The following is a 24,420-nucleotide window of genomic DNA, read 5'->3' on the forward strand; positions in this document are numbered from 1 at the left end:
GCTTGGGTTCCGTTACACGCCACCCAGGCTACTTCTTTACCCTAGTCAGACTATGTTTATGGATAATTCATTGAAAATGATCTTTATGAAACAAAGGTTGTTCTTCTTGATTTTTATGCAATTTTTTTTTGTGTTTATTTCTAATGCAACCACTTTGGTTATACCCGCAACAGGTGATGTGGTTGGCGAGGTTCAATATGCGCAATCCGAGTTAAACGAAACGATTGATGAGATAGGAAAACGTTTCGATGTCGGATATTATGAGCTACTCAGAGCAAACCCTCAAATTGATGCCAGGCGTTCTTTAACGAGTTCAGGGCTTATTATTCCTACACAATATATACTGCCTAATGTTCCTAGAAAGGGAATTGTGATTAATTTAGCAGAATACCGTCTTTATTATTTTCCTGAAAATGAGAATGTAGTAATTACTTTTCCCGTTGGTATCGGTCGGAAAGGTTGGAATACTCCTTTGGGGGTTACTAAAATTGTAGCAAAAGAAGCAAATCCCAAATGGCGTCCAACAGAAAATCTGCGTGCCGAAGCAGAAAAAAATGGAGATTTTCTCCCAGATGAATTTCCTTCAGGACCATATAATCCCTTAGGCCAACATGCCTTGCGCTTGGGATGGCCAACGTTTCTTATTCATGGAACAAACCGAGCTAATGGAATTGGCACGCGCGTGAGTGCAGGATGTATTCGCATGTTTCCTGATGATATTGAATTTTTATTTCGAATGGTCCCTGTGGGAACTCCAGTAAGGGTGATTAATGAACCCGTTAAAATTGGAAGACATGATGGAGTCTGGTTTGTGCAAGTACATCCTCCTTTAAGTGAGCAGAGCGGGATAACACTGCAATCAGCCCTGAAAAAACAATTATTAAGAAGTAATCATGCATTAAACTTAAATAACAACAAAATAATTCAAAATGAATTTGCTCATCCTACAGGTTTACTCAGAAAAATTTAGAACGAGACGAGGCTGCACCCAAACTCTTGGAGGGGTCTATATTTTTTCTTGAACAGTATCGAAATAGGTAGTAGCTAATCCATAAAACAATAAATCCCCCGATGATATCAATTAAATAATGCCATCCCAGTAAAACGCATGAGGCAATAAGAAAGACATTAATTATGGATAATAGAACGCAAGGGATTAGCCATTCTCTAAGAAGATTTACACATAAGATTGCCCAAATTGCGTGAAAAGAGGGAAGGGCTATTAATCCTCCTTCATTTGTAGTTGGATTAATATAGTGATGAATTTGTTTGAATTTAAAGCCTGTGGCAATTTGCTCTGGCGAGAAGAATGGACTGTTGGTAACGCTTGCTGGAGCAGTAGTAGGAAAAAAATAATAAAATCCAAAACCAATTAAGGCAGTGCACAACAAATAGAAATAATATTCCCTGATTAGATGAAAGCGACATGTGATAATAATCAGCACAGGCAAAATACTCATTTGATACGGAAGGCTGTCATAAACGATACCAAGTAAATATTTGAGCTGAGGATGATTATGGGTCCAGGCTACTATGGACTCCATGTAGATATGCATATACTTCTCTTCAAACAAGACAATAAATGGATCAATAATTGGGAATGGGGTTAATTGCACTGCATTTGTAGCGAAGGCAATGACGCACATGATGGCAAAAAAATAAACTAGTTCTCGTCCAACTTGCCTAATTTTATTGTCTTGAGGAAAATAGAGGACGAGCCCAAGGTTCAAAAGAATTAAGACTAAAGCAAGAAAGGGGATATTTTCAGGAAAGTAGTTATTCCCTGGATATTTGTAAAAAAAATGATTTACTAAAAGAATAATAGAAGATAAGGCCAGAATTAAACCAGAAAGAACTATAATCGAACGCGATGATACCTGACCCATTTTAGATAAATTATTCAACGGTTTCTAAAAGTTTTTTTTGTTTAATGGCATGAAAAATCTCTTCCCTATGCACGTTCACTGATCTGGGTGCATCGACACCAAATTTTATATTTCCATGTTCTTGTGTTTTAAAAGCCAAAATCTTAATAGTTGCATCACCAATATGAATCATTAAAGGTTCTTCAAATTGAAGAGAAATTATATCCATTAATTACCTCTGTACCTTTCAAATAAGTTGATTATAAATCAAAGACATTTAAGTTATGCACGGTAACCTAATTCATGGATATTTGTCACTATAAATTAATAAAAAAATTTTAAATAGGGAGTTTGATTTACCTATTTCAGATATTTAATTATTTTTAATTGTTTGATAATTGTATGATGCGATTAAAATGGTTATAATTAGCAGCTTTTTTTAAACCTTGCCTTACTGTTGTTTTAGATGACAGAAGGCTTTTTCCATAAGGAGAAATCATGAGACATTATGAAATTATGTTTCTTGTGCACCCGGATCAGAGCGAACAAGTACCAGCAATGGTAGAGCGCTATGAAGGGATCATAAGTAAGCACAATGGGGTGATTCACCGTAAAGAAGACTTGGGTCGTCGTCAATTAGCTTATCCAATAAGTGATGTACACAAAGCACATTACATTCTTATGAATATTGAATGTAGCCTTGAGGCTCTGGATGAAATAAAAAATGCATTCAAATATAACGATGCAATTATCAGAAACTTAATTACTCGTCAAAAACAAGCGATCACTACTGAATCTGTTTTGATGAAGAAAGAAAAAGAAACCAGATCTGCTTAAGAGGAGCCCTAATTATGTCAGCTTATTTTCGTAGAAAAAAAATGTGCCGTTTTAGTGCTGAAGGCGGTAATGAAATAGATTATAAGGATATCAATTTACTGAAAAATTATATTTCTGAAACGGGTAAAATTGTACCAAGCCGTATTACTGGTACTCAAACCCGTTTTCAAAGACAATTAGCAAGAGCAATTATGCAAGCCAGATTCCTTGGTCTGTTGCCATATTGTGATAGCCATAAATAATAATGATGAGTGCAGGTAATTTCATAACAAAACAATGCAAGGTAATACTCGAAAGCAAACAGCAAGCAATTATTTATGCTGTGGTTTTTTCAATATTACCCTTTGCGTCTTGGCTTTCAGTTGCCTTAGTAAGTTTGGTGACTTTAAGAAAGGGTGCAAAATCTGGTTTTGATGTTTTATTACCTGCGCTTGTTATTCATTCTGTTCCATTGATGATGTTAATACCATTATCCGGAGTACTAATTAATACTCTTATTACCTATCTTCCATGTTATTTTGCAGCATTGGCTTTGCGAAATACTGAACGATGGCAGGTAGTCGCTGGGGTATTTTTTTTACTGGCTTTTTTTGGGTGTCTACTCATTCAACTTTGGATTCCAGGTTTTATTGTCGAACAATTTAAATTGTTTAAAATGATTTTGACACAATACCAGGAATTAGTTGAGCCCGCTCTTAATGACATAAATTCAGTAGTTTTGGCGCAATTATTTTTCGGAATTCAGATCTTAAGTGTTCTTGTTTCTGCAATAATTTCCTTAATGTTTGCGCGAGCAATGCAAGCAAAATTATTTTTACCTGGAGGATTCAGGAGTGAATTAATGGCGTTTCGTAGTGGTAGACTTTCATTTTTAGTTTTTTTGGGAGTTTCTTTAGCAACTTTTTATGAAATTCCTTTAGCTATGAATGTACTCCCCATAGTGCTTTGTTATTTCTTGGCTTCGGGATTTGGTCTGGCTTATTTTATTTTTTCTCGTAAGAGACAAGTTAGGGTTTTCATTTTATTGATGTTGTTAATATTGGTGAAACCCACTTTTGTATTATGTGCCTACATTGTCCTTGGTTCATTAGACAGTTTAGTTAATTTTAGATCGTATTTCCCTTCAAGGGTTGGCGAATCAATTTAAGGGGTTATTAAGATGGAAGTTATCTTATTAGAAAAAGTGAGAAATTTAGGTAACCTGGGTGATAAGGTAAATGTAAAAGCAGGTTATGGTCGAAATTTTTTGATACCACAAAATAAAGCTGTGTTTGCAACACCTAAGAACATTGAGTTATTTGAACAACGCCGAGTTGAGCTTGAGAAAAAAGCCCAACAATCTTTGGCTACTGCTGAACAGCGTGCAGCTAAATTGAGTGATATTACTTTAGTTATTAATGCCATGGCGAGTGACGAAGGTAAATTGTATGGTTCTGTAGGCGTTAATGAAATCAAAGATGCTTTGGCCGAGAAAGGTGTGGATGTGGTCAAGCGTGAAATTGTAATGCCAGAAGGTCCTCTGCATTCAATTGGTAATTTTGTGGTTGAGATACATGTCCACAGCGATGTTATTGCTAAATTGAATGTCGAAATCGTTCCATCCAAGTAATTTCTGTAATTCTCATAGCCTGGGGAAACGTAGCGCAACCCAGGCTTTCTTTTATAAAAACCTGAGTGGTTGCGACGCATTGGATTGGTTATTTACACCAAGAGAATTCGATAAAGTGCAAGCAGGGCAATGACTGTATTCAGAACTGCCCAAATATAAGAAGGAGATAATCCTTTATGTCCGCTATAGTAAGCATATACAGCAACTAATGAACTGCCCGAGAAAAATATCCATTTATCATTGTAGGCAAATCCCATAGAAAGTAAGGCAATACCAAAAACTCCCAATATTAAAAACACACTATTTTCCTTACCAAACATCAAATAGAACGTAAGCAATTGGCAACACATCAATATAGGTAAGAAAAACTGAGTATAAGGCCCACTACCCAATAGAATCGCTGCATGCCCTGCAATAAGTATGAGTTGAAGCGCTATAAAGTAAAGCATTCTAAAGTAAATAGCTGTTACAAGTAATGCAACACCACCAATAAAATAGTAAAGTTGAGAATGAAGTTTGGGTGGGGTGGTTCCAAAAAACTTCAAAAGACCACACACGATTATAAGTGAACCAACACACCCTATAAGAATAAATATTTTTCTAGTCACGTATCACCATTTTAAGTAAATTCCTTTTGCCACTGACTCTTGGATAATTGCACTTTGGGGTTTATTAAATGCAATCCAATAATTTCCCATGTTGCTCAGGGCAAACTTAACTCTCGGATATTGACATACTTCTAAGACATTACGACAGTCCACTAGAGTAGTATTTTCGTCAACGCGTTTATAACATTTAAAATTTAAGTTTTTGACATCAGAAGCAAATGCGCCCCAACTCATTGAATCCAATGTAGCATGTAAGGGCGGACTCATAAAGGCCTCTTCTGTATTTACACGCTCCAATTCAATTTTAGAATCAGAATGGTTTTGTATTAAATAATAAGATTGATTTCCTGTTTCATTTAAAATCAGATAATTTTGGCTGTATCCAAAACCCGTAACTTCACATCCACGTGGGAAAATACTTGCTGCTTGAGTTGAGCTAATGAGTATCGCAGAAAAAATAATCGATTTATTAATTTGGTGAAATAAAGACATAACTACCTCAATAAGTATATTTTGTGGCTTATTTTAATCATAAAAAATACAAAGTCTATCCCACATACAAACTATTCTTTTTGTGCGGCAATCTTTGCCTTAATCATAGGGTAATAAGTTCTGTAAAAACTTAAAAATAAGTACATTCCAACATAAGCCACAGACAGGCTAAGACAAATGATATTTGTATTAGGATAGCTAATAAGTATGCAAATCGAACTAACAGCATAAATAATAGAACAAATATGCATGAGTATTTTTAATATTCTGGATTCTGTTAAATAGTCCAGTCTTGAGGGATACACATACTTTACAGGGACAAAAATAAGTATGGAGAGAATGATTAATATAATGGCATTCGTTGCCGCAGAAGTATTGAAAATAAACATGTATAAAATAGTAATATTCCAGTAACAAGGAAATCCTTTGAAAAAATGGTCTGGAGTTTTGGCATCACATTGGCAAAATTGATAAGCAGAAGTAATGGAAACCGCCGCAATAAGAAAGACAGAATATTCAGGTGGAAGCATACCTGGTTTCACGAGTAAGAAAAAACATGGCGTAATAACATAATTTAAGTAATCAACAATATTATCAAGCAGAGCCCCATCTATCTTGGGCAAAATTTTCTTAATATTGACCAGGCGAGCCAGCGTTCCATCAACTGCATCGATCACAACAGTAATAAACATAAGCCATAAAGCGAAAATGTATTCGTGCTGATATATCTTTACTAATGAAAAGACACCGATACAGGCTGCACTCGCAGTAAAGAGATGCACTGACCAAGCCGCTACGTAGTGTAATGGATGGAATTGCTGTTTGCTTAAGTTCATTAATTATCCTAGTGTTATTAGAAAACCATTGCTTGAAAACACGTTCTCTTAAAAATATGGATTTTCCGAAATATTTATTAATTGTATTAATGTATTGATTTAAACTACTATTGCTTTTTCTGAAAATCTAAGAGTATGAAAATAGTATCAATAATCAAAAGTAGTGTGCAAGGAGAGTTGATAACTTTAATTAAATATACTTTATTCTGTATGGAGACATTATGATAATTCAAACTGTAAATCCCGCAACTGAACAAATATTACAAAGCTATGATTGCATGAATGAGCAGGATGTTGAGAAAAAACTTAACGACTCACATGAAGCATATTTGGAATGGAAAAAAACGTCTTTTAGTCAAAGAAAAGCATTAATGTTGCAACTTGCCCAACTCTTAAAAACAAAAACAGATGAATTGGCTCATTTAATGGCAACTGAAATGGGCAAACCAATTACGGCGGGTAGGGCTGAAATTAATAAGTGTGCCTGGTTATGCGAGTATTTTGCGGAGCATGCAGAAGAATACCTTTCTCCAAAAGTAATCCAAACGGACATGAAAAAGGCAAAAGTATGTTATCGTCCACTTGGAATTGTTTTTGCCATCATGCCTTGGAATTTTCCTTTTTGGCAGGTTTTTCGATTTGCTGTGCCTACGCTCATGGCTGGAAACGTTGCCGTATTGAAGCACGCACCTATTTCTACGGGAACAGGTAACAAAATAGAAGAGCTATTTCTAGAAGCAGGATTTCCAGCCTACGTTTTCCAGCATGTGATCGTTGATAATGATGTAGCGGCCAAAATTATAGAACATCCTCATGTTATTGCTGTTACCTTGACAGGAAGCGGGCGTGCAGGACGTGCTGTCGCAAGTCATGCAGGAAAATTTTTAAAAAAATCAGTGTTAGAGCTTGGTGGAAGCGACCCCTATGTCGTTCTTGAAGATGCTGATCTTGATCTTGCTGCCCGTTGTATTGTGAATTCAAGACTCAGTAACTCAGGTCAAGTCTGTATTGCTGCTAAGCGTATCATTGTTTTAAAATCCATTGAAAAAGAATTGACACAGAAGATAATGGAGCAAATGGATGCATTTAAAGTGGGGAACCCACTTGATTCAGAAACCAAGCTTGGTCCATTAGCCCGTTCCGACTTGCGTGAAAACTTACAAATTCAAGTAGAAAAATCACTGAAACAAGGTGCTAAATTATTGGTAGGTGGTATAATTCCCGCAGGAAAAGGGTTTTATTATCCACCAACTTTATTAACTCAAGTAAGGCCAGGTATGCCGGCTTTCGATGAAGAGTTATTTGGACCTGTTATTGCTCTTATTACAGCCAATGATGAGAAAGAAGCCCTTGCATATGCAAACCAAAGTCAATATGGTTTAGGTGCTGCGGTATTTACTCGGGATTTGGAGAGAGGAGAGCATATAGCTACTTATGATATAGAAGCTGGCGTTTGTTTTGTTAACGCTTTTGTAGCTTCAGACCCCAGGTTACCATTTGGTGGAATAAGAGAGTCGGGTTATGGTCGTGAATTATCGAAAGAAGGTATATTAGAGTTTGTTAATACTAAAACCATAGCCATTAGTGATTCTTAATATTAACTCATACTGGGTAAGATATGATTTTTTGGGCCACTCCTGTCCGTCAGTTTATTTACTGACCGGATAAGAGTGGCTGTTATTTATATTTAAACAATAATTCTCGCTGTAGGGCTGAGGCAAATCGACGAGGTAAAACAACAATGTCTTATAAATTTGAAGAAGGTAAAGATGTATTAATTGAAGCCATTGTAAATAGAATTAGAAGTTCTATGGTTGGTGATCAAACCGAGTTTTGCGCCGAATTTGCCAAACAGCTATACAGTACTGTAGCAATGGAAGATCTTAATGCATGGACTATCGATGATCTTTACGGCGCTGTAGTAAATTTTTGGACTTTAATTAGTGAACGCGCACCACACGAAACAAAAATTAGAATCTATAACCCAGATTATGAACGTCATGGATGGCAAACAACACATACCGTCATTGAAGTGATTTGTGATGATATGCCGTTTTTGGTTGATTCAATTCGTCTGGTAATCCATAGGATGGGCCTATCCTCTCATCTAACTATTCATATGGGGGGGATTCGGGTTAAAAGAGATAAAAATAACCGGGTCTGCAAGATCTTACCTCGTAATCAAATGTTAGATGAAAAAGATGTAATTCATGAGGCGCCAATATTTTTAGAAATTGATCGCCAAACTGATCCTAAGGTACTTGAAGAATTGCATAAAGGATGTGAGCGTGCTCTTGAAGATAATCGAGTCGTTTTTGAAGATTGGGAAAAAATGCGTGCTGAAGTTCGAGAAGCAATTGCAGAGATTGATAAAGTGTCTTCAGTGCTTGATTTGGATGAAGTGGAAGAAACAAAGGCGTTTTTACATTGGATTGAAGACCATCATTTTACATTCCTGGGGATGAGGGATTATGAGTTGGTGGAAAAGGGTAAAGAAACGGTTTTACAAGCTGTTCCTAATACCGGATTAGGACTTTTGCGTGAAAGCGTTACTAAATCAATGTTGCGTAGTATTTCTGCAATGGCACCTGAAGCACGCGAATTTACCCTGTCTCCACGAATTTTGGTTACTTCAAAAACGAATACATTAGCAAGTGTTCATCGTGACGCTTATACTGATTATATAGGAATTAAACGATTTAATGAACATGGAAAGGTGATTGGCGAAAGAAGAATTATTGGGCTTTATACTTCTGCTGCTTATCATACGAACCCGAAGCAAATTCCATTCTTGCGACGTAAAGTAGCCCATATCATGGAAAATTCCGGATTAAATCCACGTAGTCATGCAGGTAAAGTTTTATTAAATATTCTTGAAACGTTACCACGTGATGATTTGATTCAAGGAACAGAAGATGAACTTCTGGAAATCGCAATGGGTATTTTTTACATGCAAGACAGAAAGCGTATTCGTTTGTTTGCACGAGTGGATGTTTATCGACGTTTTGTTTCCTGTCTAGTATACGTCCCTAAAGATAGGATTAATACTGAGTTAAGAATGGCTATGAAGCAAATTCTTGACGAGAGTTTTAACTCAATTGAGACTTCTTATTCAACTCAATTTACCGAGTCTGTTCTGGCACGAGTTCATTTTATTATTAAAATTAACCCGAATTTACCACTTGAATATGATCTAAAAGAAATTGAAAGAAAGTTGATTGAGGCAGGCCGTTCATGGACCGACGATTTGCAAACTCATTTATATGAGGCTTATGGAGAAGAACAGGCAAATAGTCTCTATGCCCGTTATAAAAATGCATTTCCAGGAGCTTATAGTGATATGTTCCCTGCGAGGACAGCAGTCTATGATATTAAACATATTGAATTGCTTACCCCGGAAGAACCATTAGGTATTAATTTTTATAAGCCCCTGGATGAGTCAGAAAATAGCTTTAGATTAAAAGTATATCAGCATGATACCACTATTCCTTTATCGGATGTTTTGCCCATATTGGAAAAACTGGGTTTGCGCGCTATAAGTGAACGCCCTTATGCATTGAAATTTGAGGATGGTAAAATAGCTTGGGTGAATGATTTTGCCATGCAATATAATAAGCCGATTGAGTTTGAGCTTGATGAGATTAAAGAATTATTCCAAAACGCCTTTGCTAAAGTTTGGTTTGGTCAAGCTGAAAATGACGGATTTAATCAGTTAGTTTTAGCAGCAGGACTTAATTGGCGTGAAGTAGCTGTTTTGCGTACCTATGCCAAATATTTTAAACAAATAGGTATTACTTTTAGCCAAGACTATATGGAAATGGCGTTAAATAATAATGTTGCTATTGCTAAAAAATTAGTGAAATTATTTGAAGTTCGCTGTAATCCTGCGGATGATCCTAATCGAGAGGATCGTTTTGCTGATTTATCCATCGAAATATTAAGCGATCTTGATACTGTATCCAATCTGGATGAAGATAAAATAATCAGACAATACATCCATGCTATTAGTGCTACGTTACGTACTAACTTTTATCAAATAAATGAAGATGGACATCATAAACCTTATATTTCACTCAAGTTAAACAGTAAAATTATTCCCGGTGTGCCAAAACCACATCCGATGTTTGAAATTTTTGTTTATTCTCCACGTTTTGAAGGGGTTCACTTACGTTGCGGCAAGGTTGCTCGCGGCGGTTTGCGTTGGTCTGATCGAAGGGAAGATTTCCGTACAGAAATACTTGGTTTAATGAAAGCGCAGCAAGTGAAAAATTCAGTTATTGTACCTAGTGGTGCCAAAGGTGGTTTTGTACCTAAGCTTTTGCCTGTAAACGGTACTCGTGAAGAAATAATGGCTGAAGGAATCGGTTGTTATCAATTATTTATTCGTGGTCTTCTCGATATCACAGATAATTACGTTGAAGGCAAAGTGGTCAAACCTGTGAATGTTGTATGTTTTGATGAGGATGATCCTTATCTTGTTGTTGCTGCAGATAAAGGTACGGCAACTTTCTCTGATCTCGCCAATGCTATTTCTTTAGAATATGGCTTTTGGCTAGGTGACGCTTTTGCATCAGGTGGATCAATAGGTTATGACCATAAGAAGATGGGGATTACAGCCAAAGGTGCATGGGAATCAGTGAAGCGTCATTTCTATGAATTGGATATAGACATTGAGAATAACGATTTTACTGTTGTTGGCATCGGAGATATGGCAGGCGATGTTTTTGGTAATGGTATGTTGTTGTCAAAACACATCAAGTTAATTGGTGCATTTAACCATATCCATATTTTTGTCGACCCTGATCCTAATGCAGAAATCAGTTACAAAGAACGTGAGCGTTTGTTTCATTTGCCACGTTCGAATTGGGCAGATTACGATAAAAAACTTATCTCCAAGGGTGGTGGTGTATTCAATCGTAATGCCAAATCCATCCCTGTCAGTAAGGAAATGCAAGCAGCTTTTGGAATTAAACAAACCGAGATTGAGCCGAATGAGTTAATTAAAGCAATTTTAAAAGCTAAGGTTGACTTGCTTTGGAGTGCAGGAATCGGTACTTATGTTAAGGCCAGTACTGAATCAAACGCTAATGTTGGCGACCGAACCAATGATGCAACTCGAGTGAATGCAAAACAACTGCGTTGTAAAGTTGTAGGTGAGGGCGGTAACTTGGGATTAACCCAATTGGCACGAGTCGAATACTCATTAAATGGAGGAATGGTATATACCGACTTCATTGATAATTCGGGTGGTGTGAATTGTTCAGATAAAGAAGTAAATATTAAGATCCTATTGAACAGCATTGTAGCAGTTGGTGATTTGACTCCAAAACAACGTAATGAATTATTAATTGAAATGACTGATGAAGTCAGCAAATTGGTGCTACGTGACAATTTCTTGCAAACGAGAGCGATTAGTTTAACTGCATCGCAACCTCTTCAAGCATTGGATCTACAAAGCCGTTATATTAGTGAATTGGAACGCACTGGAAAAATTGACCGTAATCTTGAGTATTTACCCGACGATAAGGTTATTTTGGAACGCAAATTAATGGGTAAAGGTTTGATGCGTCCCAGTATTGCTGTATTGATGTGTTACAGTAAAACAATTCTTAAGGAACAAATTCTGGCCTCAGGTGTTCCCGAAGAAGCGTATATGACCCAATTTTTAATTAGTTCATTTCCAAAACCCTTGCAAGAGCGGTTTAGCAAACAAATGCAATCGCATCCGCTAAAAAGAGAAATTATCGCAACTCGATTAAGCAATATTATTGTAAATGAGATGGGCTTTACTTACATTTACAGATTGCAGGATGAAACAGGAGCTCCTGTTTCCGCTATTGTAAGAGCATATGTAATTACTCGTTCTGTACTTAATTTAGAAGCTGTTTGGAAACAAATCGAAGAATTGGGTACAAAGATCAGCGCTAAAAAACAAATCGAAATGATGATGCTTTATTCCAGATTGGCTCGACGTATTACACGTTGGTTCCTGCGTAGTCAACGTAGGGCTGTGGACATTTCTGAAGTTGTAAAACTCTATGCGCAAGGTGTTGTTGAATTGAAGATATCCATACCGGCTATTCTAAATGAAGAGCGACGAGCAAAATATGATAAACATTATCAAGAGCTTGTGGATGAAGGTATTCCATCAGCGCTAGCACATGATTTAACTGTAACACGAGGTCTATTTGCGGCAACTGACATTATTGAAATCGCTTATAAGAGAAATATGAAGGTAGCGCAAGTTGCTGAGATTTATTTCGGAATTGGCGAGTTCCTGGATCTTGCCTGGATACGAAAGCAAATTATTATGCATCCAAGTGAGAATCATTGGGAATCTCTCTCCAGAGAAGCGTTGCGGGATGATTTAGATTGGCAACAACGTCAACTTACTGCTGGGCTGATTAACTATGATGGTGATAATCCAGATTTGCAGGCGCGTCTTGCATCTTGGGGAGAATCGCATCGTGCATTAATTCAGCGTTGGCGTTTTATATTGGCGGATCTGAAAGCAAGCGCAGTTCTAAACTATACTATGTTTTTTGTTGCAATCAGGGAGTTACTGGATTTAACTCAAACTACTTTGCAATCTTATGCATTGGTTGAGCAAGAAGCATAATTTGTGTATGTGTATAGAGATTGGGCTTTGGTCTGAAAATTTTCACTTTTTTGATCAGTTCATAATAAAGCCGGAAGTAGGTTGGGTTATTTTGACCCAACCTACTTGTTTCACCAAGCTCCATTATATTAAGCGAGTGGATTTGATAAGGTAACTGATGCCTTGGTTAACTCTACTAGCTGATTATGTCCTTCAAGAAACACCGTTTGTTCTGCTTCCTTCAATATACTTACAGCAATTAAATACCGCCCAGATTTTAGAATAGAAAAGTCAACTAATTCACCAACTTCTGTTCCCCCAGGTTCGCTTAATAGCTTTTGTCCGGAATAGATTTTTTGCTCGGTTTCCATTTCATAAATTTTCAATTGATGTTTTATAGTCGCTTTATAGTGCATTCGAGCAATAATTTCTTGCCCTTTATAGCACCCTTTATTGAAGCTAATGTATGGGGTTTGTTGTAAACCAAGTCTATGAGGTAAAAATAGGCCCCGTGATTCGGGGTAAATTTCTATTTGTTGTTGGAATAATCTTAAAGTGTGCCAGGTTAAAGAACCAAGAAATTGGTCATTTTTCATAAAACGTTCTTGTATCGCATGTACATTATCAGCCAGGGCAAGAAAAATATAAAATCCATTGCCTAAATGGTAAGAACAAGAACGGTTGGTATATGTTTGAGCATAAAGCGAATTAGGAAAAAAACCTGTATCGGGAATAATATCTTCATGATTTTGTAGATAAAATCCAAAAATATTAAATTGGCTATTTTTTTTGAGTGTAACGCGAGACAGCAATGCATATTTGCCTAATGAGTTAATTGTACTCTCTTGCAAATCTTGGGGCAGTACTAACTTAACTCCTTGCCAGGTAATAATATCCATTAAAGTGAGAATTCGCCCTTTAAGATTACACTGCGCACCTTCTATCATTTGTATGTCAGATATGGCGTTCAAGTCGCAGGTTAATTGTCCTTGAAGAAAATCAATGGCTTTATTACCCTCAACATCAATCACTGTAAGATAAGATAAATCAAACAAATAATTTTTGTGAGGTAGAAGCACTAATTCTTCCTCTAATGGTTTAAATGTAGTTAAAGCCCTGTTATTGATTAAATGTGTAAAAGTTATGCTCATCATTTTAAACCTAAAAAACAGTTGCTTTGCGGCAACTGTCAATTGAAATATGTAGAGTTTATCTAATTTTTTAAGCTCACCATAGTAGTGTTTTAAATATAGCACCACCCACTAAGTCCTATACTTCGTTGCAAGCTCGTTCGGCTCATGAAGTATACACTCCTTCACCTCACTTTACTTGCGCCTTGTCTAGAACTTAGTGGATAACTCTATAGAGGTTTAATGATTTCCGTTTATAAAGACAGTAGTGTATTATGTGCCCGTAACTTGATCATAAGAGATTTACCTATGTTGGATCCCAAGGAAAAAACAAGACTTGCATGGCATTGCCGCCGAGGAATGCTGGAATTGGATCTTATTTTGCAACATTTTCTTGAGCATCAGCTCGTGCATTTGTCTGTAAAAGAACTCGAGGCTTTTAATTCCCTATTAAGTTGCACTGATCCAGAGTTATTCGCCTGGTTAATGGGGCATGAAGATCCTCAAGATAAAGAGTTAAAAAAAATTGTCGCCATTATCCGAAATAGTAATTGAGCCAGGGAAGTCAAGGACTTATTTCCGTTTGATTTTAGTGACTTACCTTATTACCGCCATTTTGATCTTTTATTCATCAATAGCTTTATTTATCAAACTAATTTTACTGGGCTTTGTTTTTATCTTGCTGAAAATTGATTGGACTAATCAGAGCCCATGCTCATCAGTTAAAAAAATTCAATTTATGAACAATGCATGGGTTTTGGAAGCAGCTCAGGATAATAAGGTGACTTATAATCAAGCTGTTATTCTTATTCACAACCCTCTTTTTCAACTTATTGAATTCACGAATCCAAGTCAAAAAAAGCGGATTGTTTTATTTCTTGACCAGATAACAAACTATCAATTACGTTTATTGCATCTCAAAATAAGCCAAAATAGTATATAATTACACATATAGCACAATAAAAGACCGATCGTTCTTATAATGGAATTATGAGGAAGTGATGAAGAAAGAAACTTCTTATAGTGATGAGGACTTGATTAATTTGGCGAGACAGGGAGACATGGAAGCTTATAATCTGTTGTTTTCACGGTATAACAATAAAATACAGCAAATTATTTACTTACATATTCAAGATAGGGCCAATGTTAGTGATCTGGCGCAAGAAGTATTAATTAAAGTTTATCGCTATTTGCATTATTTTAAAGAGAAAAGTCAATTTTCCACTTGGTTGTATCGAATTACTCAAAATACAATCAAAAATCATTACCGTGCTGCTAATTTGCGCATGGATATGGAAGCAGAATATGCTGACAATTATTATCCTTCGGTGCAACTCTCCCCAGAATATCTATTGATTAATATCGAGTTCGGTGAGCAACTGGAGACGATTCTTTCTACTTTATCTGAGGAGTTACGTCTTTGTTATGGGATGTATATCCTGGATGGCCAATCTTATGAAGCTATTGCAAAAAAAATGGATTGCCCGGTTGGAACGGTGCGATCTCGCATTTTTAGGGCTCGAAAATTAGTTATGGAGTCAATAGGCCAATTTGTTTAAATAGACATTTTTTCTTTCCACAATTATGATATAAAAAGCATTTTTTGATTATCTGGGCCTTTTTAAAATATCTAAGAGTTGATGAACATATGCCTATTACTCTGGAGGTGCGTTTAGTAAATTGCCGCGATAAACTTTTACGACTTTATACAATGCATGAGCATGCCCCAAGTCTTCTGCAGCAATTAAAAGATATCGATGCATATTATAATTCCTCATTCAATAAATCGACTTATTTGCCTAAAACGATTGTGGAAAGCTATGAATTATTTGTTGACAATCTTCTTAAAGTTAAAAATGGTCAACTTTCTGCTGATGAGGCATTACAAAAAATTCAAGATATTCTTTTTGAAAGAAAGCTTGGTATTGTTTTTTATAATATCGCGAAAGTACTGGAAATGGCTTTCTGGTCTTTAGCAATCACCATTTTTTTTCTTTGTGCCACTACAGTAACAGTACCCAATCCAATTTTAGGATTCGGACTAACTATTGTTTCTGCTGCTCTAATGATTAAATCAATAAGTAATTTATTTCAATGTATTGATGATCTTAAATCATGTACCCGATTGAATGAAGAAGATGAGCGAGAACGAAGTTTGGTGTTATTTTTTAAACCGCCCGTTTCTCCCATAAACGAAGTAAGTGCAGCAATCGCTGGGCAATCTTCTACAACTGAGTATGTTTCTGAAAATATGATTGCGATGTTAGATTAGCTAAGGATTAAGTTACTTTAGTTTTAACTGTTTTTTCAATCGGTTGCACTATCTTTAATAGTTTTTTCAATTATGTTATAAAACGACCTTGATTATTTACTGATCAATATAAATATCATTTTTCTTTTATTAAATTAAGGGATGAATTATGTCGAGTTCAATGGAAAAACGTTTAAACAAATGCGATAAAAAAATTGATGCATTGTTTCACGGAGTGGAACTTAATGAGGAAATTGAAAGACAATTAAAAGCGCTTAAAGCTTATTATCATAAGCTATATATTGACGCGCTTGATGATGAATCAGAAAAAGAATCTATTAAACTATATGAACTTCTTGTATTAGGACTTGAAAGTGCAAAAAACGGACAACTAACCGCTGAAAAAGTTTTAAAAGAAATTGAAGAAATAAAGTCGTTAAGAAAAACTGGTGTTGTTCTTGAAAATATTCTAACTTCATTAGAATTGTTGTTCTGGGCCGCACTATCAAGTACATTTTTTTCGTATTGTGTTCTTATGGCAGCCCCATTAGTAGCAGTTAATCCTTTTTTTGCGCTTGCTGTATTGTCAGTCTCTTGTATGGCTGCAATATGCTCAATAGTTCGCTTTTTCAATTGTCTTGATGAATTTAAATCGTTTACTCCAATCGAAGAAGAGTTTGAGCGAGAAAAAAATTTAATACGATTCTTTAAACCTGCTATATCGTCTCCTGAAATACCTCCATCTATAGTATCTGACCATGATGAACTCCAACAGAAAGAGAGATTATCTCTTCAAATAAGTTAAGTATGATTTTCTATATTGAGAGGGATTTAGTGACCCGGGTGAGGGTAAAACTGTAATCCGGGGCTATTGTGTGATATTACTTTCAGTCATCACTGTTATGCAGCTCATAAATATCTATTAACAAATAAGCTGCTATTCAAAAAACATATGATAAAATGCTACCATTCATCTGAACTGTTAAAAGAACTTTATGCTGGAAAGTGACCGCTTAATCAGTACTCAAAGTACTACCTCAGAAGAGGCTATCGATCGTGCTATTAGACCTCTAAGCCTTAGTGAATATATAGGGCAGGATGCAGTAAGTTCGCAGATGCAAATTTTTATCGATGCCGCGAAAAAGCGAAGCGATGCTCTGGATCATGTCTTAATTTTTGGCCCGCCTGGTCTTGGTAAAACTACTTTAGCCAATATTATTGCTCATGAAATGGGTGTCAATCTGCGTCAAACCTCCGGGCCGGTAATTGAGAGAGCAGGGGATATTGCGGCAATACTCACTAACTTGCAAGCAAATGACGTTCTATTTATTGATGAAATTCATAGGCTTAGCCCTGTAATAGAGGAAATACTCTATCCGGCCATGGAAGATTATAAATTGGATATTATGATCGGTGAAGGGCCGGCTGCGCGTTCTATTAAACTGGAGTTACCTCCTTTTACTTTAATTGGCGCAACGACACGAGCCGGATTGCTTACTTCGCCCCTTAGAGATCGATTTGGTATTGTACAGCGTCTGGAATATTATTCTGTTGATTCATTAACTCAAATTGTTGCACGGTCCGCACAATTGCTCAATGTAAAAACTAAACCCGAAGGAGCAAGAGAAATCGCACTCCGATCAAGAGGAACACCACGTATTGCAAATCGTTTACTGCGACGGGTTCGTGATTATGCCGAGGTTAAGGGGAGCGGGATTATTAGTGTTGATATCGCGCAAAAAGCTTTGGAAATGTTGGATGTAGATCAACATGGATTTGACCTCATGGATAGAAAATTACTGTTGGCCGTCATTGAACAATTTAATGGGGGTCCGGTAGGTGTTGATAGCATTGCGGCAGCAATTGGTGAGGAAAAAGGCACAATTGAAGATGTTTTAGAGCCATTTTTAATACAACAAGGATTCCTTATGCGCACGTCAAGAGGTAGAATAGCCACACCAAGAGCGTATCAGCATTTTGGTTTAAATACAGTAGAGCAGGATTAATCAATGGATGCCACAATCACGCATCAACATTCTTTTCGTGTTTACGCGGAAGATGTAGATTATATGGGAATTGTTTATCATGCGAATTACCTTTGCTATTTTGAGCGGGCTCGCACAGAAATGCTCAGGCAAAATAATTTGGTCCTCTCCGATTTGATGAAACAGGATACTCTTTTTGCAATATATGATGCGCATCTTCGGTATAAAGCCCCGGCTCGATTGGATGATTTACTAACAATTAAAACGCAAGTACAGCAATTAGGGGCTTGTAGTTTTTTATTTGATCAGAGTATGCAAAATGAGCAGGAAATAATAGTTTGTGAGGCCAAAATTCAAGTGGTATGCGTGAATAGTAATTTGAAACCAAAACGATTTCCGCGTTGAATAAAAAAATTGTTATTGTAATTTGGTATAGGTAAAAGCCACAGCATGAAATGGTACTGGAGATAATATAGATGGGTAATCAAGCAAATGTATTAATGTATTTTATGCAAGCAGGTATGGTTGTTAAATCAGTTATGATATTGCTAGCTGCTGCATCCATTACTTCCTGGACATTAATATTTCAACGAGCCTGGTTTTTTAACCGTAAAAAGCAGCTCACAGATGCGTTTAATCAAAGATTCTGGGATAGTGGTGATTTAAGCAGGCTCTATGCCGATATTGATAGTAATTCGGATGAACGACAAGGGATGGCAGCTATTTTTCATGCTGGGTTTAAGGAATTTGTACGAGCCAGAAAACAAGGTAATGTAGTTATTGAACCGATACAACGAGTAATGCAAATTACACACGCAAAAGAAGCAGAGAAATTGGAAAAACATTTACCTTTTTTTGCTTCTGTAGGGTCTATCGCACCTTATGTAGGACTATTTGGTACGGTTTGGGGTATAATGACCTCCTTTCAGGCATTAGGCCATGCCCAACAAGCAACGATTGCTATGGTGGCACCAGGGATTTCTGAAGCGTTAGTAGCTACTGCTTTGGGTTTATTTACTGCAATACCAGCAGTTATTGCATATAACCGATATACAACGCGCGCTAATGATTTATTAAATCGATTTGATTTATTTCAGGAAGAATTAATATCGCTTATAGAGCAACAAAACAGAGATACTGCAAGAGGGTAAAATTTGAAATGATCAGAGCAAAAAACAAGCGTGAGCGCCCCATATCAGAAATTAATGTTGTACCATATATCGATGTGATGTTGGTCTTACTTGTAATTTTTATGATCACAGCACCCATGTTGAGCCAAGGAGTAACTGTGGACCTGCCTAAAGCTGCAAGCCAAACTTTGGCACCTACAGATAGAGAACCCATTATTGTTTCAGTAAATCAGCAAGGTACTTATTTTCTTAATATTAGCAGTACTCCTGCAGAACCTATAGAGTCTCAAGCTTTAGTTGTTCGCGTTGCGGCAGAATTGGAGTTGGCAAAGCAATCAAACCAAAAACTTAACGTTTTAGTTAAAGGAGACCAGGGGGTTGCGTACGGAAAAGTTGTTCAGGCAATGGCATTACTCAAACAAGCAGGGGCTGAGCAGGTGGGATTATTGACTGACTCATCTCAAGAAAAATCAGAGGGGCAAGCATGATAAGCAATCCCAGTTATCGTAAAGCTTTTTTTGCCGCACTTGGTTTACATCTTTTTTTAATCGTGATGCTTTTAACAGATAACTCAAGTCAGCGGCCTGTTTTAACTGCGGAAACCAAAAATACACCTGGAGTAGATCAACCTATTGCGGCTACACCTCAAACTGAAGTGGTGAAAGCAGTAAGTGTTGATAATAAACAAGTTATGGAAACAGTAAATCGCTTGAAACAGGAGCGGGAGCAACAAAAAAAAGCTGAAATTAACCGACAAAACGAGCTCAAGCGACAGGCAGAAGCGGCAAGGCAACAGAGAATAAAAGAACAACAACAACTTGCTCGACTTAAAGAGGAGGCGAATAAGATTGCTATTGCTCGTAAAAAACAAGCTGAAGAGGAAAAAAAACGTTTAAAGAAACTTGAAGAGCAAAAGGCATTGGAAGCGAAGCGTATTGAAGACTTAAAAAAACAAAAAGAAGAGTTAGTCAAGCAACAGCAATTGGAAGCTAAAAAACTTGCTGATTTGAATAAGAAAAAAATGGCGGAGAAGGCTCAAGCTGAAAAAGAAAAAGCAGAGCTTGCAAAAGCAGAAGCGGAAAGAAAAAAACAAGCAGAGGCTGCTGCTGCAAAACAAGCGCAAGCAGCAAAAAATGCTGAAAGGCAGGCACGTATCGCCGGCGAAGTTGATAAATATAAGGCACTCATTGTGAATGCTATCGGTAGAAATTGGATATTGCCTGAAAATGTTGACAGTAGTTTATCGAGCCAATTCAGAATACGTCTTGCTCCTGATGGAATGGTATTAGAAGTTACTTTAACTCGCAGCAGTGGTGATCCATTGCTTGACCGTTCAGCACAAACAGCTATTTATAAAGCATCACCGCTACCTGTACCCGCAGATGCAGAAACATTTAATCTGTTTCGAGATATAAGTTTAACCGTTCGACCAGAACAAGTGAGGGGGTAAAACTCGTGATTAACCGAATTATTACACTTTTTTTATTGCTTTTTACACAGCAAATTTTTGCTCTTGATTTAGAGTTAACTCAAGGGATTAATTCAGCCTTACCTATTGCGATTAATTCTTTTGGTTCAGATAGTGCCGCTCAAGAAATCGGACAAGTTATTGAAGGTGATTTAAATTTCTCAGGACAGTTTCGTATTGTTTCTGGTCCTCAAGGTGCCAATGCGCAATCGCCAGTAAGCACGCTCAAGCAGTTGGGGGCAGACAGTGTTGTAACAGGGCATGTCATCCGCGCAGGAAATCATTATGAAGTGAGCTTTACCTTAACTGATGCTGTAGCGAATGGAGCTACTTTATTGACAAAAACGTTTCAAATTAGTGCGAATCAAGTCAGACCATTAGCACATCATATCAGTGATGAAATCTACCAAAAATTAACGGGAGAGAGAGGGATTTTTTCTACTCGCATTGCCTATATTTCTGTCCAAAGAACTCTAAAGAGCACTCGTTATTCACTTGAGGTTGCTGATGCAGATGGACATAATCCACAAAGCTTATTGATTTCCTCCGAGCCTATTATGTCTCCAGCTTGGGCGCCAGATGGTAAAAGCATTTCTTATGTCTCTTTCGAGAAAAAAAGAGCGCAAATATTTACTGTTTCAGTTGAGACAGGTCAAAGACGCTTAATTACCAGTTTCCCTGGAATTAATGGAGCCCCTGCATGGTCTCCTAACGGCAGAGAGTTGGCTGTAGTTTTATCTAAAAGTGGAACACCCAAAATTTACAGCGTAGACATCAGTACCGGTAACATGAAGCAATTGACTTTTGGTGATGCCATTGATACTGAGCCACGCTATGCGCCAGATGGCAAAAGCTTATTATTTACTTCAGGGCGAGGAGGTTCACCACAAATATATCGTCTCTCTTTAGCCAATGGTCAGGTGAGCCGTGTAACTTTTGAAGGTAATTACAATGCACGTGCTTCTTATACACCCGATATGAAAAATATCATTATGTTGCATCGGGATGACAAGCAATTTAACATAGGGTTACAAAGTGCAGCTGGTGGACCAATTGTCAGTCTGACTTTTTCTGGTCGTGATGAGTCTCCATCTATTGCACCAAATGGTCGTTTAATTCTTTATGCGACCCACAATGAGGATAAAGGTGTATTGGGTATCGTTTCTCTTGACGGTAGAATACGAATGAGACTTCCCGCACGTGAAGGAGATGTACAAGAGCCCGCGTGGTCTCCCTATTTGGGTTAATTATGTCACGAATTATTTGTATACTTGTTTGTTGCTTAGTGACTTTAAGCAGTTATGCTTGGAATGCAGCAGGCCACAAGGTGGTGGCGCAAATTGCTTACGATAATTTATCTCCCAGCGCCAGAACCATGTGTTATAAATATCTTCGTTCACGCAGCCAGAACACACCCAATTCAAGTTTTGTTAGCTCTTCAACATGGATGGATGAAATTAGGTGGAGAGAAGTATATTGGTATGATGTAATGCATTATATTGATATTCCTTTTTCCAGTGATGGAACTCACTTACCGCCCATTGAAAGTACCAATGCAGTAAAGACAATTAAACAAGCAACTTCAGTACTTTCCTCTAAAAAGACGAGCCCGTCGGATAAAAAACTTGCATTACGCATGTTGATTCATATAACAGGTGATATCCATCAACCATTACACGCTATAACTCGAGTCAGTGCGCAACATCCTAAGGGTGATTTAGGAGGCAATTTATTCTTGTTAGGAAAAAATCCAGTGGGCAATAATTTACATCAGTATTGGGATAATGGCGCTGGCTTTTTTCTTGGGCAATTTGATGAGGCTCGAGTGAAAAATACAGCACTGCAATTGGAACAAAAAATGCCCTGTTCAATGATAGGTGCAGAAATAAAACCTGCTAAATGGGCAAAGATGTCCCATAAGCTGGCGATAAAGAATGTTTATCAGCTGAACCCTAATGAAACCCCTAGTGATAAATATCAAGAAAATGCTCAGCAATTAATTCAAAAACAAGCTACGTATGCAGGATGCAGGCTCGCAGCGCTACTCAATAAAATTGCTCAATCATAAAATATATGCTTGAGCGCAGCATTAGCGAAACCTAATATTGAATACAAACGAATATCCCGCTCGGCTCTGATCACCAACCCTAGTTTATGTATTAAAATAATATTATATGGCTTATTTTTTTATTTATTATGGCACTATTAAATGATAAAAAGAATGACGATCTGAGTAATAAACTTACTATAAGTCAGTCTTCAGTTGTTCCTGAGCCTTTTTTCAAGCGTCATGACGCGTTATTTATCTCATCTAATATTTCTGAAAAGGATGTTTATAAACATTATCAAACACTTCAGTCCACTATGATTGATAGGAGAAATCCCAATAATCCTATAAAGCCCCTTATGTTATCCAAAAAGGTTCACGCTATTTTGCATACGGGAGAAATAGTAGATATGTTAGCGGCAACAGGAATCACAAAGGAAAATTTGTCTCAAGTAAAAGACATAAAGCACATAGTGCCACGAGAACTTACTGTGGAAGCAAAATGGCTGGATAAGGATAAAGAGCAAGCAAATTGTGGTAGGGATGCGAGTGTTTTTGGTGATTTAGGGATTCTGGCCATCTCAAAGGAAGTGAGCGCTCTTAATATTCCCAAAATGAATGCATCAGCAGTACCTGAAACCTTTCTAAGAAAATATGGAGCAGAGCTTATTTCACTAAATCAATCCTTTACATTGGATGATGTAGAATATGAAGAATTAAAAACTCTATTTTTAGTAGAATATATATGGGACCCGGCCTATATCGAAGAATATGTTATGAATCAATTTGGTGGAGGAGGAGTATTTATTGAAACCCATCCTTTTCCGCATGTCTTCACTCCTTTATCCCCTAAATGTAGTGGTGCCTTGACTCTTGGTTTTGATAGAGCGGATGGATATTTTGATTTTGCAAGTTTCGAAATTCCTTTTGGATATACAATGAAAGTGAGAAGTAACGTGATCCATAGTGACGCATTTTTTGTTGGTCCTTATGCAATCGCTTTGACACAAACAGATCGTGCTAATTCTGTACTCTTAAAACGCGATACTATAGAGCGAGAAATAGAGAGAGTCTTTCTTACTCCTGTGCCAAAATAACTTAATTCTGGCACAAGGTACTTCATGTAATTTATTGAATTTGAACTCTAAAATACTAATAAAGGCAAACTACAAATACTATGCTATATTTTAGATGCAATTGTTTAAAAAATAGGATTGATATCCTCAACAAAAGGAATTATAAAAATGAACAAATTATTTGCAAAGATTGGTATAGTTAGCTTATTAATGAGCGTTTCATTTTTTGGTTGGGCAGAATCAGGGCCCTGCAAGGCTATTGCAATCTCTTGTATGCAAAATGGTTACTTTAAAGGAGGGGAGAATGCAGGCAAAGAGTTAGTCAAAGACTGTGTTTTACCTGTATCAATGGGTAAAAAACAATTACCCAACACCAATTTCAGCCCAGAACAATTGCAGCAATGCAAAATGAAGCTTGCTGAAAAAATAAAAAGTAAAATGCAAGAAAAAATGCAGCAATAACATCTATATCCTCCCCCTCAAGGGGA

27 protein-coding genes are annotated in these 24,420 nt (G+C 37.0%); 21 read left to right on the forward strand and 6 right to left on the reverse strand.

Annotated elements, in window-relative coordinates; genetic code table 11:
- The first annotated feature begins 85 nt into the window (after positions 1-85).
- Positions 86-970 carry a L,D-transpeptidase family protein gene (locus DY223_RS07760; RefSeq protein ID WP_235810448.1) on the forward strand — a complete coding sequence of 295 codons (885 nt, stop codon included), beginning with the start codon at positions 86-88 and terminating at the stop codon, positions 968-970.
- Here the strand turns inward: DY223_RS07760 and DY223_RS07765 are convergent.
- A complete protein-coding gene (locus DY223_RS07765) occupies positions 957-1,886 on the reverse strand; it encodes a phosphatase PAP2 family protein (protein WP_058457812.1) in 930 nt (309 codons plus the stop codon). The two genes, DY223_RS07760 and DY223_RS07765, sit on opposite strands and share 14 nt — an antisense overlap.
- A 10-nt stretch (positions 1,887-1,896) precedes the next feature.
- Positions 1,897-2,094 carry a carbon storage regulator gene (locus DY223_RS07770; protein WP_058457743.1) on the reverse strand — a complete coding sequence of 66 codons (198 nt, stop codon included), beginning with the start codon at positions 2,092-2,094 and terminating at the stop codon, positions 1,897-1,899.
- A gap of 269 nt (positions 2,095-2,363) precedes the next feature.
- Between DY223_RS07770 and rpsF the strand changes: the two genes are divergently transcribed.
- From rpsF to rplI, 4 genes are read left to right on the forward strand one after another with little or no spacing between them, the layout of a single operon-like run.
- Complete coding sequence (rpsF, locus tag DY223_RS07775; protein WP_058457744.1) at positions 2,364-2,702, forward strand: 30S ribosomal protein S6; 339 nt, start codon at positions 2,364-2,366, stop codon at positions 2,700-2,702.
- Between the two features lie 14 nt (positions 2,703-2,716).
- A complete protein-coding gene (gene rpsR / locus DY223_RS07780) occupies positions 2,717-2,944 on the forward strand; it encodes a 30S ribosomal protein S18 (RefSeq protein WP_010653600.1) in 228 nt (75 codons plus the stop codon).
- A 2-nt stretch (positions 2,945-2,946) separates the two neighbouring features.
- On the forward strand, positions 2,947-3,849 hold the full coding sequence (locus tag DY223_RS07785) for a hypothetical protein (RefSeq protein WP_174223900.1): 903 nt from the start codon (positions 2,947-2,949) through the stop codon (positions 3,847-3,849).
- A 12-nt stretch (positions 3,850-3,861) separates the two neighbouring features.
- Entirely contained in the window at positions 3,862-4,311 is a 450-nt protein-coding gene (rplI, locus tag DY223_RS07790; RefSeq protein WP_058457745.1) for a 50S ribosomal protein L9, read from the forward strand.
- A gap of 92 nt (positions 4,312-4,403) precedes the next feature.
- Here rplI and DY223_RS07795 read toward each other — a convergent pair whose 3' ends face one another.
- The 3 genes from DY223_RS07795 to pcsA form a co-directional block, all read right to left on the reverse strand.
- Positions 4,404-4,919, reverse strand: coding sequence for a hypothetical protein (locus DY223_RS07795; protein WP_058457746.1), 516 nt, complete (start codon positions 4,917-4,919; stop codon positions 4,404-4,406).
- Positions 4,920-4,922: 3 nt separating this feature from the next.
- A complete protein-coding gene (locus tag DY223_RS07800; RefSeq protein ID WP_058457747.1) occupies positions 4,923-5,411 on the reverse strand; it encodes a hypothetical protein in 489 nt (162 codons plus the stop codon).
- Positions 5,412-5,482: 71 nt separating this feature from the next.
- Positions 5,483-6,247, reverse strand: coding sequence for a phosphatidylcholine synthase (pcsA, locus tag DY223_RS07805; protein ID WP_058457748.1), 765 nt, complete (start codon positions 6,245-6,247; stop codon positions 5,483-5,485).
- Positions 6,248-6,468: 221 nt separating this feature from the next.
- Here pcsA and DY223_RS07810 point away from each other — a divergent pair, with 221 nt between their 5' ends.
- Positions 6,469-7,842: an NAD-dependent succinate-semialdehyde dehydrogenase gene (locus tag DY223_RS07810; RefSeq protein ID WP_058457749.1), complete on the forward strand. Its 1,374-nt coding sequence runs from the start codon at positions 6,469-6,471 to the stop codon at positions 7,840-7,842.
- Between the two features lie 146 nt (positions 7,843-7,988).
- Positions 7,989-12,866: an NAD-glutamate dehydrogenase gene (locus DY223_RS07815; RefSeq protein ID WP_058457750.1), complete on the forward strand. Its 4,878-nt coding sequence runs from the start codon at positions 7,989-7,991 to the stop codon at positions 12,864-12,866.
- Positions 12,867-12,994: 128 nt separating this feature from the next.
- Here the strand turns inward: DY223_RS07815 and ygfZ are convergent, their stop codons facing one another.
- Complete coding sequence (gene ygfZ / locus DY223_RS07820) at positions 12,995-13,996, reverse strand: CAF17-like 4Fe-4S cluster assembly/insertion protein YgfZ (RefSeq protein ID WP_058457814.1); 1,002 nt, start codon at positions 13,994-13,996, stop codon at positions 12,995-12,997.
- Between the two features lie 288 nt (positions 13,997-14,284).
- Between ygfZ and DY223_RS07825 the strand changes: the two genes are divergently transcribed.
- From DY223_RS07825 to DY223_RS07890, 14 genes are all read left to right on the forward strand, one after another.
- Positions 14,285-14,530, forward strand: coding sequence for an FAD assembly factor SdhE (locus tag DY223_RS07825; protein ID WP_058457815.1), 246 nt, complete (start codon positions 14,285-14,287; stop codon positions 14,528-14,530).
- Positions 14,531-14,714: 184 nt separating this feature from the next.
- A complete protein-coding gene (locus DY223_RS19485; RefSeq protein WP_235810449.1) occupies positions 14,715-14,918 on the forward strand; it encodes a hypothetical protein in 204 nt (67 codons plus the stop codon).
- A 58-nt stretch (positions 14,919-14,976) separates the two neighbouring features.
- The gene (locus DY223_RS07835; RefSeq protein WP_058457752.1) at positions 14,977-15,534 is read left to right on the forward strand and encodes a sigma-70 family RNA polymerase sigma factor; all 558 of its coding nucleotides are present in this window, start codon (positions 14,977-14,979) and stop codon (positions 15,532-15,534) included.
- An 89-nt stretch (positions 15,535-15,623) separates the two neighbouring features.
- On the forward strand, positions 15,624-16,247 hold the full coding sequence (locus DY223_RS07840) for a DUF5638 domain-containing protein (protein ID WP_058457753.1): 624 nt from the start codon (positions 15,624-15,626) through the stop codon (positions 16,245-16,247).
- A gap of 160 nt (positions 16,248-16,407) precedes the next feature.
- Complete coding sequence (locus tag DY223_RS07845) at positions 16,408-17,031, forward strand: DUF5638 domain-containing protein (RefSeq protein WP_235810450.1); 624 nt, start codon at positions 16,408-16,410, stop codon at positions 17,029-17,031.
- A 190-nt stretch (positions 17,032-17,221) separates the two neighbouring features.
- Complete coding sequence (gene ruvB / locus DY223_RS07850) at positions 17,222-18,232, forward strand: Holliday junction branch migration DNA helicase RuvB (protein ID WP_058457755.1); 1,011 nt, start codon at positions 17,222-17,224, stop codon at positions 18,230-18,232.
- Between the two features lie 3 nt (positions 18,233-18,235).
- On the forward strand, positions 18,236-18,616 hold the full coding sequence (locus DY223_RS07855) for a YbgC/FadM family acyl-CoA thioesterase (RefSeq protein ID WP_058457756.1): 381 nt from the start codon (positions 18,236-18,238) through the stop codon (positions 18,614-18,616).
- A 71-nt stretch (positions 18,617-18,687) separates the two neighbouring features.
- Positions 18,688-19,362 (forward strand): protein TolQ, encoded by a 675-nt coding sequence (gene tolQ, locus DY223_RS07860; protein ID WP_058457757.1) that lies wholly within the window; start codon positions 18,688-18,690, stop codon positions 19,360-19,362.
- 8 nt (positions 19,363-19,370) lie between these two features.
- Complete coding sequence (gene tolR, locus DY223_RS07865) at positions 19,371-19,829, forward strand: protein TolR (protein WP_058457758.1); 459 nt, start codon at positions 19,371-19,373, stop codon at positions 19,827-19,829.
- Positions 19,826-20,791 carry a cell envelope integrity protein TolA gene (gene tolA / locus DY223_RS07870; RefSeq protein ID WP_058457759.1) on the forward strand — a complete coding sequence of 322 codons (966 nt, stop codon included), beginning with the start codon at positions 19,826-19,828 and terminating at the stop codon, positions 20,789-20,791. The genes tolR and tolA overlap by 4 nt, the downstream gene beginning before the upstream one ends.
- 5 nt (positions 20,792-20,796) lie before the next feature.
- The gene (gene tolB, locus DY223_RS07875; protein WP_058457760.1) at positions 20,797-22,056 is read left to right on the forward strand and encodes a Tol-Pal system beta propeller repeat protein TolB; all 1,260 of its coding nucleotides are present in this window, start codon (positions 20,797-20,799) and stop codon (positions 22,054-22,056) included.
- Between the two features lie 2 nt (positions 22,057-22,058).
- Positions 22,059-22,877: a S1/P1 nuclease gene (locus tag DY223_RS07880; protein ID WP_058457761.1), complete on the forward strand. Its 819-nt coding sequence runs from the start codon at positions 22,059-22,061 to the stop codon at positions 22,875-22,877.
- A gap of 128 nt (positions 22,878-23,005) precedes the next feature.
- Positions 23,006-23,953: a hypothetical protein gene (locus DY223_RS07885; RefSeq protein WP_058457762.1), complete on the forward strand. Its 948-nt coding sequence runs from the start codon at positions 23,006-23,008 to the stop codon at positions 23,951-23,953.
- A gap of 147 nt (positions 23,954-24,100) precedes the next feature.
- On the forward strand, positions 24,101-24,394 hold the full coding sequence (locus DY223_RS07890; protein WP_058457763.1) for a hypothetical protein: 294 nt from the start codon (positions 24,101-24,103) through the stop codon (positions 24,392-24,394).
- Positions 24,395-24,420: the final 26 nt, after the last annotated feature.

This window comes from Legionella bozemanae, assembly GCF_900450575.1.
Taxonomy (GTDB): Bacteria; Pseudomonadota; Gammaproteobacteria; order Legionellales; family Legionellaceae; genus Legionella; species Legionella bozemanae.

Excerpts from the sequence above, each read along its gene's own strand:
- DY223_RS07760 (WP_235810448.1), top strand. The coding sequence starts at position 86 with ATGAAACAAAGGTTGTTCTTCTTGATTTTTATGCAATTTTTTTTTGTG.
- DY223_RS07765 (WP_058457812.1), bottom strand. The coding sequence starts at position 1,886 with ATGGGTCAGGTATCATCGCGTTCGATTATAGTTCTTTCTGGTTTAATT.
- DY223_RS07770 (WP_058457743.1), bottom strand. The coding sequence starts at position 2,094 with ATGGATATAATTTCTCTTCAATTTGAAGAACCTTTAATGATTCATATT.
- rpsF (WP_058457744.1), top strand. The coding sequence starts at position 2,364 with ATGAGACATTATGAAATTATGTTTCTTGTGCACCCGGATCAGAGCGAA.
- rpsR (WP_010653600.1), top strand. The coding sequence starts at position 2,717 with ATGTCAGCTTATTTTCGTAGAAAAAAAATGTGCCGTTTTAGTGCTGAA.
- DY223_RS07785 (WP_174223900.1), top strand. The coding sequence starts at position 2,947 with ATGATGAGTGCAGGTAATTTCATAACAAAACAATGCAAGGTAATACTC.
- rplI (WP_058457745.1), top strand. The coding sequence starts at position 3,862 with ATGGAAGTTATCTTATTAGAAAAAGTGAGAAATTTAGGTAACCTGGGT.
- DY223_RS07800 (WP_058457747.1), bottom strand. The coding sequence starts at position 5,411 with ATGTCTTTATTTCACCAAATTAATAAATCGATTATTTTTTCTGCGATA.
- pcsA (WP_058457748.1), bottom strand. The coding sequence starts at position 6,247 with ATGAACTTAAGCAAACAGCAATTCCATCCATTACACTACGTAGCGGCT.
- DY223_RS07810 (WP_058457749.1), top strand. The coding sequence starts at position 6,469 with ATGATAATTCAAACTGTAAATCCCGCAACTGAACAAATATTACAAAGC.
- DY223_RS07815 (WP_058457750.1), top strand. The coding sequence starts at position 7,989 with ATGTCTTATAAATTTGAAGAAGGTAAAGATGTATTAATTGAAGCCATT.
- ygfZ (WP_058457814.1), bottom strand. The coding sequence starts at position 13,996 with ATGAGCATAACTTTTACACATTTAATCAATAACAGGGCTTTAACTACA.
- DY223_RS07825 (WP_058457815.1), top strand. The coding sequence starts at position 14,285 with ATGTTGGATCCCAAGGAAAAAACAAGACTTGCATGGCATTGCCGCCGA.
- DY223_RS19485 (WP_235810449.1), top strand. The coding sequence starts at position 14,715 with ATGAACAATGCATGGGTTTTGGAAGCAGCTCAGGATAATAAGGTGACT.
- DY223_RS07835 (WP_058457752.1), top strand. The coding sequence starts at position 14,977 with ATGAAGAAAGAAACTTCTTATAGTGATGAGGACTTGATTAATTTGGCG.
- DY223_RS07840 (WP_058457753.1), top strand. The coding sequence starts at position 15,624 with ATGCCTATTACTCTGGAGGTGCGTTTAGTAAATTGCCGCGATAAACTT.
- DY223_RS07845 (WP_235810450.1), top strand. The coding sequence starts at position 16,408 with ATGGAAAAACGTTTAAACAAATGCGATAAAAAAATTGATGCATTGTTT.
- ruvB (WP_058457755.1), top strand. The coding sequence starts at position 17,222 with ATGCTGGAAAGTGACCGCTTAATCAGTACTCAAAGTACTACCTCAGAA.
- DY223_RS07855 (WP_058457756.1), top strand. The coding sequence starts at position 18,236 with ATGGATGCCACAATCACGCATCAACATTCTTTTCGTGTTTACGCGGAA.
- tolQ (WP_058457757.1), top strand. The coding sequence starts at position 18,688 with ATGGGTAATCAAGCAAATGTATTAATGTATTTTATGCAAGCAGGTATG.
- tolR (WP_058457758.1), top strand. The coding sequence starts at position 19,371 with ATGATCAGAGCAAAAAACAAGCGTGAGCGCCCCATATCAGAAATTAAT.
- tolA (WP_058457759.1), top strand. The coding sequence starts at position 19,826 with ATGATAAGCAATCCCAGTTATCGTAAAGCTTTTTTTGCCGCACTTGGT.
- DY223_RS07880 (WP_058457761.1), top strand. The coding sequence starts at position 22,059 with ATGTCACGAATTATTTGTATACTTGTTTGTTGCTTAGTGACTTTAAGC.
- DY223_RS07885 (WP_058457762.1), top strand. The coding sequence starts at position 23,006 with ATGGCACTATTAAATGATAAAAAGAATGACGATCTGAGTAATAAACTT.
- DY223_RS07890 (WP_058457763.1), top strand. The coding sequence starts at position 24,101 with ATGAACAAATTATTTGCAAAGATTGGTATAGTTAGCTTATTAATGAGC.